The 13,474-nt window shown below is 72.4% G+C and carries 15 protein-coding genes and 2 pseudogenes; 9 read left to right on the top strand and 8 right to left on the bottom strand.

Annotated features, from left to right (window positions below):
- Both LZ495_RS45480 and LZ495_RS40970 read right to left on the bottom strand, forming a co-directional pair.
- A pseudogene (locus tag LZ495_RS45480) lies at positions 1-123 on the bottom strand (DUF4097 family beta strand repeat-containing protein); the annotation flags it as partial.
- A 334-nt stretch (positions 124-457) separates the two neighbouring features.
- Entirely contained in the window at positions 458-1,036 is a 579-nt protein-coding gene (locus LZ495_RS40970) for a TetR/AcrR family transcriptional regulator (protein WP_235058332.1), read from the bottom strand.
- A gap of 107 nt (positions 1,037-1,143) precedes the next feature.
- Between LZ495_RS40970 and LZ495_RS40965 the strand changes: the two genes are divergently transcribed.
- Positions 1,144-1,518, top strand: coding sequence for an ester cyclase (locus tag LZ495_RS40965; protein WP_235058331.1), 375 nt, complete (start codon positions 1,144-1,146; stop codon positions 1,516-1,518).
- 55 nt (positions 1,519-1,573) lie between these two features.
- Positions 1,574-1,747, top strand: a pseudogene (locus LZ495_RS40960) (maleylpyruvate isomerase family mycothiol-dependent enzyme); the annotation flags it as partial.
- 26 nt (positions 1,748-1,773) lie between these two features.
- On the opposite strand, the gene LZ495_RS40955 reads toward LZ495_RS40960, so the two are convergent.
- On the bottom strand, positions 1,774-2,754 hold the full coding sequence (locus LZ495_RS40955) for an IclR family transcriptional regulator (protein WP_235058330.1): 981 nt from the start codon (positions 2,752-2,754) through the stop codon (positions 1,774-1,776).
- Between the two features lie 181 nt (positions 2,755-2,935).
- Between LZ495_RS40955 and LZ495_RS40950 the strand changes: the two genes are divergently transcribed.
- Both LZ495_RS40950 and LZ495_RS40945 read left to right on the top strand, forming a co-directional pair.
- Entirely contained in the window at positions 2,936-3,373 is a 438-nt protein-coding gene (locus LZ495_RS40950) for a nuclear transport factor 2 family protein (RefSeq protein WP_235058329.1), read from the top strand.
- Positions 3,374-3,451: 78 nt separating this feature from the next.
- Positions 3,452-3,937, top strand: a complete 486-nt coding sequence (locus tag LZ495_RS40945; protein ID WP_235058328.1) for a nuclear transport factor 2 family protein — start codon at positions 3,452-3,454, stop codon at positions 3,935-3,937.
- Positions 3,938-4,035: 98 nt separating this feature from the next.
- On the opposite strand, the gene LZ495_RS40940 is transcribed toward LZ495_RS40945, so the two are convergent.
- The gene (locus LZ495_RS40940) at positions 4,036-5,550 is read right to left on the bottom strand and encodes an AMP-binding protein (protein WP_235058327.1); all 1,515 of its coding nucleotides are present in this window, start codon (positions 5,548-5,550) and stop codon (positions 4,036-4,038) included.
- A 290-nt stretch (positions 5,551-5,840) separates the two neighbouring features.
- Here LZ495_RS40940 and LZ495_RS40935 point away from each other — a divergent pair, with 290 nt between their 5' ends.
- From LZ495_RS40935 to LZ495_RS40920, 4 genes are all read left to right on the top strand, one after another.
- Complete coding sequence (locus LZ495_RS40935) at positions 5,841-6,275, top strand: hypothetical protein (protein WP_235058326.1); 435 nt, start codon at positions 5,841-5,843, stop codon at positions 6,273-6,275.
- Between the two features lie 66 nt (positions 6,276-6,341).
- A complete protein-coding gene (locus LZ495_RS40930) occupies positions 6,342-7,010 on the top strand; it encodes an ArsR/SmtB family transcription factor (protein ID WP_235058325.1) in 669 nt (222 codons plus the stop codon).
- A 48-nt stretch (positions 7,011-7,058) separates the two neighbouring features.
- On the top strand, positions 7,059-8,438 hold the full coding sequence (locus LZ495_RS40925; RefSeq protein ID WP_235058324.1) for an MFS transporter: 1,380 nt from the start codon (positions 7,059-7,061) through the stop codon (positions 8,436-8,438).
- A gap of 57 nt (positions 8,439-8,495) precedes the next feature.
- Positions 8,496-9,035, top strand: a complete 540-nt coding sequence (locus tag LZ495_RS40920; protein ID WP_235058323.1) for a hypothetical protein — start codon at positions 8,496-8,498, stop codon at positions 9,033-9,035.
- On the opposite strand, the gene LZ495_RS40915 is transcribed toward LZ495_RS40920, so the two are convergent.
- From LZ495_RS40915 to LZ495_RS40900, 4 genes are all read right to left on the bottom strand, one after another.
- Entirely contained in the window at positions 9,013-9,507 is a 495-nt protein-coding gene (locus tag LZ495_RS40915) for an RNHCP domain-containing protein (protein ID WP_235058322.1), read from the bottom strand. The two genes, LZ495_RS40920 and LZ495_RS40915, sit on opposite strands and share 23 nt — an antisense overlap.
- Before the next feature lie 26 nt (positions 9,508-9,533).
- Positions 9,534-9,911 carry an RNHCP domain-containing protein gene (locus LZ495_RS40910; RefSeq protein WP_235058321.1) on the bottom strand — a complete coding sequence of 126 codons (378 nt, stop codon included), beginning with the start codon at positions 9,909-9,911 and terminating at the stop codon, positions 9,534-9,536.
- Between the two features lie 307 nt (positions 9,912-10,218).
- Positions 10,219-11,079 (bottom strand): lipase family alpha/beta hydrolase, encoded by an 861-nt coding sequence (locus LZ495_RS40905; RefSeq protein ID WP_235058320.1) that lies wholly within the window; start codon positions 11,077-11,079, stop codon positions 10,219-10,221.
- A 141-nt stretch (positions 11,080-11,220) separates the two neighbouring features.
- Positions 11,221-11,886 carry a TetR/AcrR family transcriptional regulator gene (locus LZ495_RS40900; protein WP_235058319.1) on the bottom strand — a complete coding sequence of 222 codons (666 nt, stop codon included), beginning with the start codon at positions 11,884-11,886 and terminating at the stop codon, positions 11,221-11,223.
- A gap of 121 nt (positions 11,887-12,007) precedes the next feature.
- Here LZ495_RS40900 and LZ495_RS40895 point away from each other — a divergent pair, with 121 nt between their 5' ends.
- Positions 12,008-13,429 carry a hypothetical protein gene (locus LZ495_RS40895; protein ID WP_235058318.1) on the top strand — a complete coding sequence of 474 codons (1,422 nt, stop codon included), beginning with the start codon at positions 12,008-12,010 and terminating at the stop codon, positions 13,427-13,429.
- Positions 13,430-13,474 lie beyond the last annotated feature (45 nt).

Below are 13,474 nucleotides of genomic sequence, written 5' to 3'. Positions count from 1 at the left end.
GGCGGGGTCGGCGGGGCGGATGTCGACGGTGGTGTCGGTGCGGTCCGCGGCGATGACCTGGATGCGGCCGGCGGGCAGGTCGACGGTGACGGCGGCGGGGGCGGCGGTGGCGAACTGCAGCATGGTGCGGGCTCCGTTGCGTGGTGACTGCTCGGTGTTTCTTACATGAGAAACGCTACGTTGCGTTCATGGATCGAGCAATATCCATATTGCGCAAGAAGGATGAATGTGCAGCTCAGAGCCTATTAATCGTTGCAGTGGGCAGCAATTTAATGCAACGTACTGCTCGGGTGTCATTGCAATGGAATGAAGGTGAAAGCTACGGCAGGGTGTGCGGCCCGTCCTGTGCCCGTGGGTGCAATCCCGAGGCGTCCATGGGGAGAGGCATGGAACTAACGGGCCGTCAGAAACCGACCCTGGGGATCGGCTGCGGCCCATGCGGACGATGCGAACGCGCTCAGGAAGCGGGCTCCGGGCGCGGAGTGATCCCGTCCATCAGGACGTCGAGGAAGCGATGCGCCTGTTGCGGGTCCCCGGCGCGGGCCACGGCCGCGGTGAGGGCGAGCAGTTCGGTGCTGTCGAGGTCGGTGCGTACGCGCCCCGCGGTGCGCGCGGCGAGCACCAGAGGGTCCGCGGCCCGGCGTACGGCGCGGTGCCAGGCGGTGACCTGCGGAGGCTCGGTGCCCTCGGGGCCCTGGTAGGCGGCGTCGAAGGCATCGGCAAGCGTGCGGCTGGCGTTCACGTGCGTCGCGACGGCGTGCAGCCATGCCGCGAGTGCCTCGTCGGGCGGGTGTGCCGCGGCCAGGTCGGCGGCTGCGTCGCACAGTGCCTGGATGCGCTGGTCGTAGACGGCCTCGATGAGCTTCTCGCGGGTCGGGAAGTGCCGGTAGAGCGTGGCGTTGCCGACGCCCGCGGCCTTGGCGATGTCGTCGAGGGACGCACTCGCCCCCCGTTCGTCCAGTGCGGATTCCGCGGCGGCGAGCAGGCGGTCGTAGTTGCGCTGGGCGTCGGCGCGCAGGCGGGGGCGAGGAGGCATCGAGGCCATCGTAGTTGCGAACCGGGGAGTGGTCCTCGTATGGTCCACGGAAGAGAAACGGGGAATAGTCCCCGTTTAGTGTTCCGCCATGACACGAGGAGACGTTCATGTCCGACACACCGGCCCCGGCCGCAATCGTCCGAGCGATCATCGAGGCACGCGAAGCCGGCGACCTGGACGCGTGCCTCGCGTACATCGCCCCCGAATCCCTGGACCAGGGGCAGCGCGTCACCCGCGAGGACTGGCGCCGCAAATGGGAGGCGATGGCGGCCGGCTGCCCCGACATGCAGGTGACCACCGAGCACACGATCGAGAACGGCGACTGGGTCGCCCACCGCTACACCATCCGCGGCACCCACACCGGCGACTTCTTCGGCGCACCGCCGACCGGCAAGCGCTTCGAGGTCGGCGGCTTCGACATGGTCCGGGTGCACGACGGCCGGCTGGTCGAGCACTGGGCCGTCGCCGAGCCGCTGGCCTGACAGCCGGGCGGGATAACCGGTGGCCGAGCGCGCGATCCGCGGACAGGCTGGACGCATGGACGCCCGACCCGCCCCCGCGCCGGACCACTCCCGGCTCGGCAGACCGATCGACGCCCGGCCCCGGTTCGCCCCCGAGCACGCCGCACTGATGACCACGCTCCACGGCCTGGCACCCGCCGACTGGACCAAGGAGGCGGTGCCGGGCTGGACCGTCCGCGAACTGGCCGCCGAAGCCTGCCGGATCGTGTCGATCGTCTACTGACGCAACAGCCGCGTGCCTGCAGGTCGGTCAGGGGCCGGGAATCCCTCGGGCGGGGTGCCGTGCAGGTTGCGGGTGACGGAGTGGGCGGCGGTCAGGAGGCGGGTGCCGATGGCGCGGATGCGGTGCGGCTTCAGGTCGGACCATACGTACACGCTGATGTTCAGCGCGGCTCGGCCGTCGCGGGTGAAGGCCGGGGCGGACATGACGCCTACGGGATGCGGTCCCGGGGCGCGTAGCTCCTCGTCCAGGTAGTCGATCGCGCCTACCTCGTGGAGGAGTTCGGTGATGGCCGGGCGCTGGCGGACGGACAGTGAGTCCAGCTCGACGAGCAGTGCACGCAGTTGGCGGGAGGCGGCGGAGGTGCGTTCGACGGTGTAGCCGCGGCTGCGGACTTCGCCCAGCACCGTGCGCAGCCGCTCGTCGTGGCCCGGGGCGGGGGAGCGGGACAGCCAGTCGGCGATGTCGCGGTCGGTGCCCCACGCGACGAGGCCGGGGCCGAAAGGCGGAGCGAACGGGACGCGTTGCCCGACGCGTACCGCACCGGGCACGTCCTGCGCGGCCGCGGCGTAGCTGCCCACCACGATGTGCTCGCCGCTCGGGTAGCCGACCGACGCGGACAGTCCCAGGTCGCGGACCAGCGCGGCGACTTCGTGCTCGGCCGCGCGGGCGGCGGGTACACCGCTCTCGGCCGCGCGGCCCAGCGCAATGAGCGCCGGGCCCGGCGTGAACGTGCGGTCCGCGGGGTCGCGCACCACCCAGCCGACCCGGACCAGCGCGGCCAGGACCGCGTGGCAGGTGGCCCGATTGATGCCCAGGTGGCGCACGAGTTCGGCGACGGTGACCGGCTCGCCGGGCCGGGACGCCAGGAACTCGGTGACCGCCACGACCCGGTCGGTGGGCGGCGACGCGGTCGCGGACCACGGCTCCGACTCGAACCGGGCGGCGGACTCGGCCGCCGGCGGCGTTGCGGGCATACGGGTTCCGATCTGGCGGACGGTACGGACGGGCATTGATCCGTGCTGCGGGCAGGGCTACAGTACCGGCGCGTCAGCAGATGTCGAATATTCGACATCAAGTGTCGAAGGTTTCGCAGCGCTTACCGGCGCGTGCGGCACCCGGCACGGACGACCGCCCCGGCACAGGAGCCAGCCCGACATGACCCACGCATCCGACGACCGCGCCGCAGTCATCGAACTCGCCTACACGTACGCCGACGCGCTCGACCGGCGCGACTGGGCCGTGCTGGACACCGTCTTCGTCGAGGACGTGCACGCCGACTACGCCGGCCTGTACGTCCTGGACGGACGCGCCGACCTGATCGCGATGATCCGCGGCTTCCTCGACCCCTGCGGCCCCACCCAGCACCTGATGGGCAACCCCCGGGTACTCCTCGACGGCGACACCGCCTCGCTGGCCCTCAAGATGCGCGTGCACCACATCGGTACGGGAGACCGCTCGCACCTGACGTACGAGTGCTTCGGCTGGTACCACGCCGAAGCAGCCCGGACCGCGAGCGGTGCCTGGCAGATTCGCTCGTGGCGCCAGGAGGTCACTGCCGAGGTCGGTACGCAAGAGGTCTTCGCCGGCTCCTGACGCCGGCGCCGCGGACCTTCCTCGTGCTGATTGCCCTGCCGATGCCCTGCTGACGGACACCCACGAACGGAGGCGGCCATGACGGCCGACCACGACCGCGACCTGCTCCGGCAACTTCTCGACCGCCGCGAGCTCGACGACCTGCTCGTCCGCTACGCCACCGCGCTCGACACCCGCGACTTCGACCTCCTCGACCAGGTCTTCACGGCCGACGCGGCCATCGACTACTCGAGCGCGGGCGGCCCCAAGGGTCCCTACCCCGACCTGAAGCGGTACTTCACCACGGAGTGCTTCGTCCCCTTCGACTCCTGGCAGCACCACATCACCAACAAGGCCGTCACCCTCGACGGCGCCGACACCGCGCACGGCCGGACGAGCGTCTACAACCCCCTGGCCTTCACCGCGGGCGACGGCACCCGCAAGGTGCTCCACGCCGGAGCCTGGTACGAGGACCGCTTCGTGCGTACCGCGGACGGCTGGCGCATCGCCGCGCGGACGCTCGGCATGAGCTGGCTCGACGGGGCCTTCCCGGACGTACCGCCTCCCGCACGACGCCCCGGCTGACCGGGCTTGCGGGACGCACCCCTTGCGGCAGGCAACAGCCCTGGCCGTCTTCGGAGATGCGTCCCGCGCCGTCAGCCGACAGGAACGAAACAGCGCCGTCAGCCCGTGCCGGCCTCCGAGGCCGCCCGAGCCGCGATGCGGTCCGCCCGCAGCCGCGAGCGCCGCACCTTGCCCGCGTCGTCGCGCAGCGGCTCGGAGCTGCGCTCGATGCTGCGCGGGAGCTTGTACGCGACCAGGCGTTCGCGCAGGTGGTCCAGGAGTTCCTCGTCGGTGAGGTCGCCGTCGGTCTGGACGATCGCGTGCACGACGCTGCCGTACTCCTCGTCCGGCAGCCCCAGCACGCAGGACGACAGCACGGCCGGGTGCTCGTCGAGCGCGCCCTCGACCTCGGCCGGGTACACGTTCGCGCCGCCGACCACGAACATGTCGTCGCTGCGGTCGGCCAGGTGCAGGAAGCCGTCGGCGTCGATACTGCCCAGGTCGCCGACCGACTCCCAGCCGTCGCCCGCGGCCCGCGGCCGGGCGCCGATGTAGCGGTACGTGGTGGCCCCGTCCGGCCCGCGCCGCATCCACAGTTCGCCGATCTCGCCGGCCGGCAGCTTGCGGCCCTCCGGGTCGCGCACCTCGATCTCGCCGGCCACGACCTGGCCCACCGACCCCGGCTTGGCCATCCAGCCGTGCCCGTCGATCAGGGTGATGGCGTGCGCCTCGGTCGCGGCATACACCTCCAGCATGCGGTCGGCGCCGAGCCAGCCCACGCAGAACTCCTTGAGCCACTGCGGGCACAGCGCGGCCAGAGTCAGCACGGTACGCAGGCTGCCGAGGTCGGCGGCGTCGCGCTCCTCGGCCGGGAGCTTCGCGAACCGGTGCAGCATGGTCGGGACCGTGTACATCCACTCCACGCCGTGCCGGGCCACCAGGTCCAACGCCGTCGCCGCGTCGAAGCGCGGCATCAGGATGTTGTGGGTGCCGTTGAGCAGACCGACCGTGGAGACGAGGAACGGCCCGTTGTGCGACAGCGGGCCGGTGGTCAGCTGCACGCTGCCCGGCTCCAGGCGCACCAGGGCGCCGAGCGGCAGGACGTTCTCCGCGATCGCCTCGTCGGCCGACAGGATCACCTTCGGCGTCCCCGAACTCCCGCCCGATGTCGGGGCCTTGAACGACGGGGCGATCGCGGCCGGCAGCGGCGCGTCGGAGTGCTCCGGGCCCGGGACGAAGCCGCGCGGCACGGTGGTGGCGCCCTCCGCGCCCGGGATGCCGACGACCAGTGCGGGCTTGACCAGGTCCAGTACGGCGTTCAGCTCGCGGGGCGGCAGCCGGTACGACAGGGGCTGCGGCGTCGCGCCGAGCTTCCACGCGGCCACCGCGGCCTCGAGGAACTCCACGCCGTTGGGCAGCCCGATCGTCACGTACGAGCCCTCGCCGACGCCGAGCGCCGCGTACGCCCGCGCGAGCCGGTTGGTGCGGCTCTCCAACTCGGCCCGGGTCACGGTGCGTTCGTGGTCGGTCAGGGCCGGGCGGTCGGGCGCCTCGGCGGCGAGCTCGGCGAGGCGTACGCCGAAGGGCGTGCGCGGCGGGGGCGGTACCGCGGGGGAATCCTGGGCGTCGGGCACGTCCTGCACATCTCGCACATCCGGCACGTCTGGCACGTCCAATCGACGGGGTGGACCAGGGCTGTGAGGGTGACGCGAGGCACAGACAAACACGCGCAGGTCGCCGCGGTCCAGCATCTGACCGGCGTATCCGTCGCGTCGGGCATACGGATCCGGCACACGGATCGGGCACGGAAACCGTCCCCATACCCGCGCCGCTGCGTCACGCGGGCCGCGGTCCGGGAGCGATCGGGTTGCGACGTGGTCGCGATCGGAGCCGGGGCGCGGAACAACCGCCTAGCGTCCGGGACATGGACATGAGGGAGTACCGGCCGTTCCGCGGACCGCGCGAGTACGACGCAGAAGAGGAGAGGCAGGGCCCGCTGCGCCTGGCGCAGTCCCTCGGCCTCCTCGCGCCGGCCGTGTTGCTGATGGTGATCCAGTTCCGAAACGCGGAGTCCCGCTGCGTGAGCGAGCCGGTCCCGGGCGGGGAGTTGCTCCTCGCCTACGCGGTGCTTGGCGTGCGGCTCGCCGGACTCGTGTACTTCGGGATCGCCTGGCAGACCTGGAAGGGCGACCCGGAAGGGAGCCGGACGTTCGGCTGCGTGCTGATCGCGGCCATCCTGCTTCTGGTGCTGCCGTCCGGCGTGCTGCTCCTGCTCGATTTCGGCAACGTGATCGCGCTGCACGACACGCACAGCCTTTTCCTCTTCGGCGAGCCGAGCGACTGCCACGGCCAGGCCTGACATCTCCCAAGAATATTTTCCAAAATAAGTTTTGCAAAGTGGGCGGATGCCGCCTAGCCTGCCGGTATGACCGACGCACGTCCTGAGCGCGTACTCGACCCAGCCCACGATGCGGCCGCCCTCAAGGCGCTGACGCACCCGCTGCGCATCCGCCTGCTGGGCATGCTGCGCCAGGACGGCCCGGCGACCGCGAGCGAGCTGGCCGTGCGCACAGGGGAGTCGTCCGCGTCGGCGAGCTACCACCTGCGGGTGCTCGCCAAGTACGCCTTCATCACCGAGGCCGAGCACCGCGACGGGCGCGAGCGCCGCTGGCAGGCGGCGCACGCCGTGACGTCCTGGAGCAACACCGCCATGGAGGCCACCGAGGCCAGCCGCGCGTACGTCTCCGTGACGCGGCAGGCCCAGCTCGCGCACCTGCGCGAATCCCTGGCCCGGCACGAGGTCGACATGGCCGGCGGGCAACTGGACGCCGCGTGGGTGGAGCCGTCCGGGATCAGCGACCTGATGCCGCGCCTGACCCCCGAATCGCTCGCCGAACTCTGGGACGCCGTCGACGCCAAGCTCGCGGAACTGACCGCCCGCGACGCAGCCGACCCCCGCGCCCGGCACGTCATGCTGCTCGCTGCCGGGCTCCCGCTCGCACCGCGCGAGGCCGGCGACGGTCCGGAATCCGGCGAGGCCGCCGAACCCGACACCGAAGAGGCCGTCGGACCCGACACCGCCCAGCACCGGTGAACCGATGAACCGACCGACATCCGTGAACCGACAGCCCGGCCCGCACCCATGAACAGACCACTCGACCCGCGCACCGCCCGCCGCCGCTACGCCCTCGCCGCAGTCCTGCTGTGGCTCCCGGTCGGGCTTGCCATCGCCCCGATGGTGCTGCTCTTCACCGAGCGCGGCATGGCCCTGACCGCCATCGCCGGCTTCGTCGCCGCGCACTCCCTCACTGCCGCGGTTCTCGAACTCCCCACCGGGGGACTCTCCGACGTGCTGGGACGCCGTGCCGTCCTGGCCGCCGCCGGACTGCTGAACCTGGCCGCGCTCACCCTCCAGGCCCTCGGCACCCACGCCTGGATGCTCGCCCTCGGCATGGCCCTCATGGGCGCGGGCCGCGCGCTGGCCAGCGGCCCGGCCGAAGCCTGGTACGTCGAGACCGTGCACGCCCACTCCGGCCCTGGCGCCGACCTGCGCACCGGGCTGGCCCGCGGCTCCGCAGCGGCGTCCGCCGCACTCGCGGCCGGCACCGCGCTCGGCGGTGCCGTCCCCTGGCTGCTGGGCGTCGGCCCCGACCTCGGCGCCCGCCTGAGCGGCGCGACTTCCGGCATCGTCCTTCCGCTGTCCGTCCCGCTGCTTCTGGGCGCACTGCTCGAAGTCGCCTTCGTGCTCTACGTCCTGGCCGCACTACCCGAGCCGCCCCGGCCGCCCGCGGTCCTGCGCGACGTGCTGCGCGGCGTCCCGGCAGCGGTCGCCGACGGACTCCGGCTCGCCGGAAGCGACGTGCTCGTACGCCGGGTGCTCCTCGGTGCGGCCGCCGCGGGCTGCGCGCTGGCCACCGTCGAACTCCTCGCCCCGGGACGGGCCGCCGCCTTCGCCGGTACGCCCGGCTCCGGCGCGGTGCTCTTCGCCGCGCTGGCCTGCGCCGGGTTCCTCTGCTCCGCGCTCGGCAGCCACCTCGCCCCCGCTGCCGCACGCCTGGCCGGCAGCGGCCGCCGGGCGGTCGTGCTGGGCTTCGCCGTCGTCACATGCGGACTGCTGCTGCTCGCCGCGACCGCCGCCGCCCCGGCTGCGTCCGCCCCGGCTGCGGTCCTCGCGGCCCTCGGGTACGGCCTCGTCTACCTCGGACTCGGCGCGGCAGGCCCCAACGAGAACGACATCCTGCATCGCCGCGTCACCGGCTCGGTGCGTGCCACCGCGCTGTCCGTGCAGTCGCTTTCCCTGCAACTCGCCGGCGCACTGGCCGGGTTGGCGGCAGGCGCGCTCCCGCACAGCGCGTGGCGCTGGCTCCCGGCCGCACTGGCGACGACGGCCGCGGCACTTCTGTGGACCGCGCGAAGCCCGCGTACCCGGAACCGTGCGGGCAGCGCGCCGCGGCCGCCCGCACGGGTGAACAAGGGTCAAGTCCGGGCAATCAGCGGGGATTTGTCGGACTGCAGTCCATAAGGCGTCTACCGTACGCACATGCCCGGCAACTCTGCCGCGGCCAGGTGAGGAGGCAGCATGTCGTCGTCGCCTTGCGATCCCCGCTTCGCCCCGGCCGGCGATGTGGGGACGGCCCTGATGATGACCGATGCCCGGCTCAAGTCCGTCTACGACGGCAACACCGACATGGACCCCGAACAGCGGGCCCTCTTCGACCAGTTCATCGCCTCCGTCGGCCCGCTGGAGGCCGAGGCGCTGCTCGACGGCACGTGCACGCTGATCTACATGTACATGCAGTGGCTGCGCGCCGCGTACGAGGACCACGACCAGGACGTGATCGAAGTCGTCGTGCCGAACCTCGTCGCGACCATGCGCATGATGACCAAGAGCGTGACCCCCGAGGCGGTGCCGACCATGGCCGGCCTGCTCGTCGCCGCAGGGACGGGGCTCAGCCCGAACCTGTGGCGACGGCAGTACGGTTCCTGGACCCCGGCCGAGATGAACCCGCTGGAGGTCACCGCCTTCCTGCTCGCCGAGATGATCAACCGCATCACCGACGACCGCGAGTTCGCCACCCGCATGATCGCCGAGGCGCTCAACCGGGCCGAGGAGCTCTGACGCGGGTACGCCCGGAGTCGGGCTCTTGCTCGCCCTCGGCTCTCCCGAGGGCGAGCAAGGCCCGCGCGGCGTACCCCCGATCGGCGAGCGGCCGGAGGGCCAGGCGCACCAGCGCGAGCGGATTGTCGTCCCCCGCGATGCGGTTGGCGCTGAGCTCGCCGCACGACGCGCAGAGGTGGATGATCATCCATTCGCCGTCGCCGCGGACCGACATGCAGAGCGCCTGCATGCGGCCGCGGCAGTCCGCGTCCCGGTCGCCCGGGATCTTGCGGTCGACGTGCAGGCTGGCCAGGCAGTTCGGGCAGTGGTTGCGGTGCGCGGTGCCGGGCGCGTCGAGCGGTACGTCGAGCCGGCACGCGACGCACCGGAAGTCCGCGGCCCGGTGCCCGCCGCGGGCGTGCAGGACGTCCTTGTACCGCTGCGGCCGCCGCCGTCCGCCCTTGCTGCTGCTGTTGCCGTTGTTGCGTGCCACGATGCCGCTCCTTCCCGGACGGGCGCTCAGAGGGCGCCGAACGCTTCGAGCGGGAAAGGAGGTTGGGCGAGCGGGCGGACCGCCATGCGCATCAGGACGAGCTGGTTGTCGTCGGCGCACACCGGGTTCGAGGTGAGCTCGTCGCAGCGCACGCACCGGTGGATCACCGTCCAGTCGCCGCTCGCATGCACGGCGACGGCGATCGGGGACATGCGTCCCGCGCAGTCGCTCCGGCCGCCCTCGACGTGGTCGAGGACATGGCGGGACTGCAGGCAGGCCGGGCAGTGGTTGCGCGGCGCGCCGTCGGCAGCGTGCGCGGGCACGGTCGAACGGCACCATGCGCAGGCGAAGGTGCCGAGGCCGGAGCCGGAAGTACGGGAAGACGTGGTGGTGCGGTTGGACACCCGGTGCTCCTTGCTGGGAAGTCGGTCACGACAGCAAGAGCAGGCCGAGCGGCCTCGTCGGAAGGCCCGGAACGTCGTCGGACGGCGGGAAGGTTACGCGGAACCGCGAGGCGCACTCGGCGCGGACCGGTTCATGGACACTCATTTCCAGGGCGCGAGGCCCAGTACGAAGCAGCAGGAACCCGTGGAGGGTAGCAAGCCGCCTTCCCGGGGCGTCAACGCATTTTCGGCGGCAAGCGGGCAGGCGGTGGGCGGGCCCAGCGCCGTGGACTGCCACGGCGCCGGGCCCGCCGACGCATGCTCCGGGTCAGATGCCGACGGTCGAGAAGAAGCGGCAGCGGAAGGGCTCGGAGCCGGCCGGGTCGAGACGGTTGAGGACGAGCTGGGCCACGTTCGGGTCGATGGCCAGGCCGAGGTGGCCGGCGAAGTCCCAGCCGCACTTGTCCTGGAGCACGATGTTGGTGACGTTGGCGGCCGGGGCGAGCAGGCCGCTGGTGTACGGGGTGACGACGGTGTCGTAGCGGGTCACGATGCTGGTGTAGGTCGGCCCCGGCACCGCGACCGGTCCGTCGTTGAGCTTGGCCAGGAAGGCCGAGCCCGGCAGGTAGTCGGTGCACGCCCCGCAGCCGACGCCGGTCAGCAGGTCCTGGAGTCCCAGGGCTGCGGCGAGCGTCGCCAGGCCGTTGAGCGAGGTGCCGCGGAAGTTCGAGCCGAAGCCGACGAAGTCGTCGACCTCGGCAGCGCCGCCCAGGTACTTCATGTAGTACGCGGGGACGGTAGTGCCCTCCGAGTGGCCGACGATGTCGACCTTGTCCGCGCCGGTCGCCGCCTGCACGCGGTCGACGAACGCGGCCAGTTCGGCCGCGCTTTCGGTCATCGGCGCGAGCCCGCCGGCCAGGCCGCCGAGCACGGTCCTGCCGTACGTCTCGGAGTAGACGCAGTACCCCTCCGACTTGAGCGTCGGGGCGAGCGTCAGGAAGTTGTCCCAGCCGTTGGCGCCGAGCCCGTGGACGAGCACTACGGGTTCCGGGTGCGCGGCGCTGGGGCGGCAGGACCAGTCGTTCCACCCCGAACTCGGCGGCGCGGCGGCGCCGGCGGACGCGGTGAGGCCGGTCGATGCGACGACCGACAAGAGCAGAAGTGCCAGGAACGTACGGAGCTTGGCCATCGGGCTACTCCAGGTTCGCGGTTATGTTACCCGGAAGTAGAGCACGGGCTCTTGTTTCAAACAAGGCATCGTTTCCAAAAGCGGCCGTACGGATGCAGCCACCCCGAACGGGCTTGCCGCGGCGGCGGGGACGGCGAAGTGTCAGCGGGCGCCGAGGCCGGAACTGACCACCAGGTAGAAGTGGTCCAGGCCGTCCTGGAGCGCGGCGCGGTCGGCGGGGCGCGCGGTGTCGGCGTCCAGCAGCCAGTCCGCGATGATGTCGAACAGCCCGCCGATCAGGCCCATCGCCACCATGTGCGCGTGCGGCCCGGTCGCGACGCCGAGCCGGGCCCACACCGTCTCCACGAAGCCCGCCGCCCACCGGCGGTTCGTCCGCCGGTGCACCTCGGCCAGCGGGGTGACCGCGCGGCCCTCGCCGAACGTCACGCGGGCCACCCGCACATCGTCCACGAAGGCGTCCGCGAACTGGCGGATCAGCGAGCGCGCGGCCTGCGTCTCGTCCTCGTCGTCGGCGAGCGCGTCGAGGGCGGCGGTGAGGCGCGCGGTGACGTCCGCGACGATGCGGTCGAGCAGTGCCAGGTACAGGGCCTCTTTGGCCGTGAAGACCTCGTAGAAGCTCTTGGTCCCCACGTACGCCTGCTTGCAGATCTGCTCGATCGAGGTGTCCTGGTAGCCCTGCGCGGAGAACAACTCCAGCGCCGCGTCCAGCAGATCGTCCCGCCGCCGGGCGCGCCGCTCCTCGGCGTCCAACCCGCGGATCCGGCGGCCCCCCGCCGCGCCTGCGCCACCCGACTTCACCCCGGTCACCGGCTCAACATACAGCCCGCAGGCCGCAGCACGCCGCCAGCGAAGCCGAGCACCTCGGCGGCCGCCGCACGGGCGGAATTCCGGTTGCGGGCGGTGCACGGGTTCGCGGAAGCTCGTGCCGATGACTACAGAACTGGACACTGCATGGCAGTTGGTCGAAGCAGGTGACATCGGCGGGGTCATGCGGCACCTGCGCTTCACCGCAGAGCAGATCCCCCTCCCCGACCTGGCGAAAGTGGTCGCCAAAGCCGCCGACGCGGCCGGATTCGCCGAACTCGACGAGGCCGGGCGCGGCCTGGCCGCGGAGCCCGGCGAGCCGCAGCGGCTGTACGACTTCGGCTACGCGTGCCTGGAACACGGCATCGCCTTCGCCGCGATCCCCGCGCTGCGCGAGGCCGTGCGCCTGGTGCCCGACTCCCGCGCGGCCCGCGCCGAACTCGGCGCGGCCTACGAGAACACGCATCGGCACCGCGACGCGGCGGACCTTCTGGATGATGCCGGGCCCGACCTGCCCGACTGGCCGGAACGCTACCTGGTCGCCTACAACCGCCTGCTGGCCGGCGACGCGGACCGCGCACGCCGCGCGTTCGCGGCCCTGGACGCACCCGGCGACGACAAGTGGTCCTGGGCGCACGGCCGCCTGCAGCGCATGCTGGTCCGCGCCGATGCCGCGCAGCGGGCCGGAGGACTGGACGAAACCGACCTGCGCGGCTGGCAGTTCACCCTCACCGGCGGCATCCTCGCGGAGCTCTCGCCGTTCGGCTTCGCGCAGGGCATGACCGGCCGGTACGCCTTCCAGCAGGACTCCTTCGCGTCCTGCCGGTCCGGCCTGGCACGGCTGCGGCTGATCCTCGCCGCGGCCGGCCGCACGCCTTCCGCGGTGTCGCTGCCCGACGAGCGGGGCGCCCGCATCATGGGCCTCGCCGCGGCCGAGGTGCTCGGCCTGCCGGCCGTCCCGTACGAGCCGGGCCGCGGCGGCACGCTTGTCGTGGCGTACCGGATCGGCGACCTCGACGAGGACACGCAGCGCTCCCTGCGCGAGCGGGCCGCCGGGCAGGTGCTCTACGAGCACGCCTCGTGCTGGACCGACCCGCCGCCCGTCGCCGCGGACGTGATCGGCCTGCTGCGCCAGACGGGTTCGGCGCCCTGGGAGTCGCAGCTCGGGGCGGGCCCCGAGGCCGGCGCCGTGGACGAGCGACCCGAGGCCGCGGTGGCCGCGGACATCGTCGCGGCCGACTCCGCACGGGACTCGGGCGACGGCGAGACGCCGCCGGACACCGACGACACCGTCGCGGCCTTCGCCGCCGCGGTCGCCTCCGCATGGCTCACCGGCACCCGCGACCGGGTCGACTCCCCGGGACCGGTCCGCAGCTCGCAGCCCCGATCCCCCCGGCGGTTGGGCGCCCGGTCCCCCCCCCGCCGGCGGGGGGGGGGGCCCACGGCGCTTCTCGCGTCTTCACCGGCCTTGCCCGTCGTCTCTGCCATCGTCGCCCGGTCCGGCCGCGGCGGCCTCCCCGGACCCCGTATGCCCCGTGACGGGTGACAGTCGCAATAAAGTTAGGTTAGCCTAACCTTAGTTTCAGGGCGG

The sequence above is a fragment of the Yinghuangia soli genome (assembly GCF_021502675.1).
GTDB lineage: Bacteria > Actinomycetota > Actinomycetes > Streptomycetales > Streptomycetaceae > Yinghuangia > Yinghuangia soli.
The sequence above is the reverse complement of the archived record's forward strand: the minus strand, read 5'-3'. Positions and strand labels throughout refer to the sequence as shown.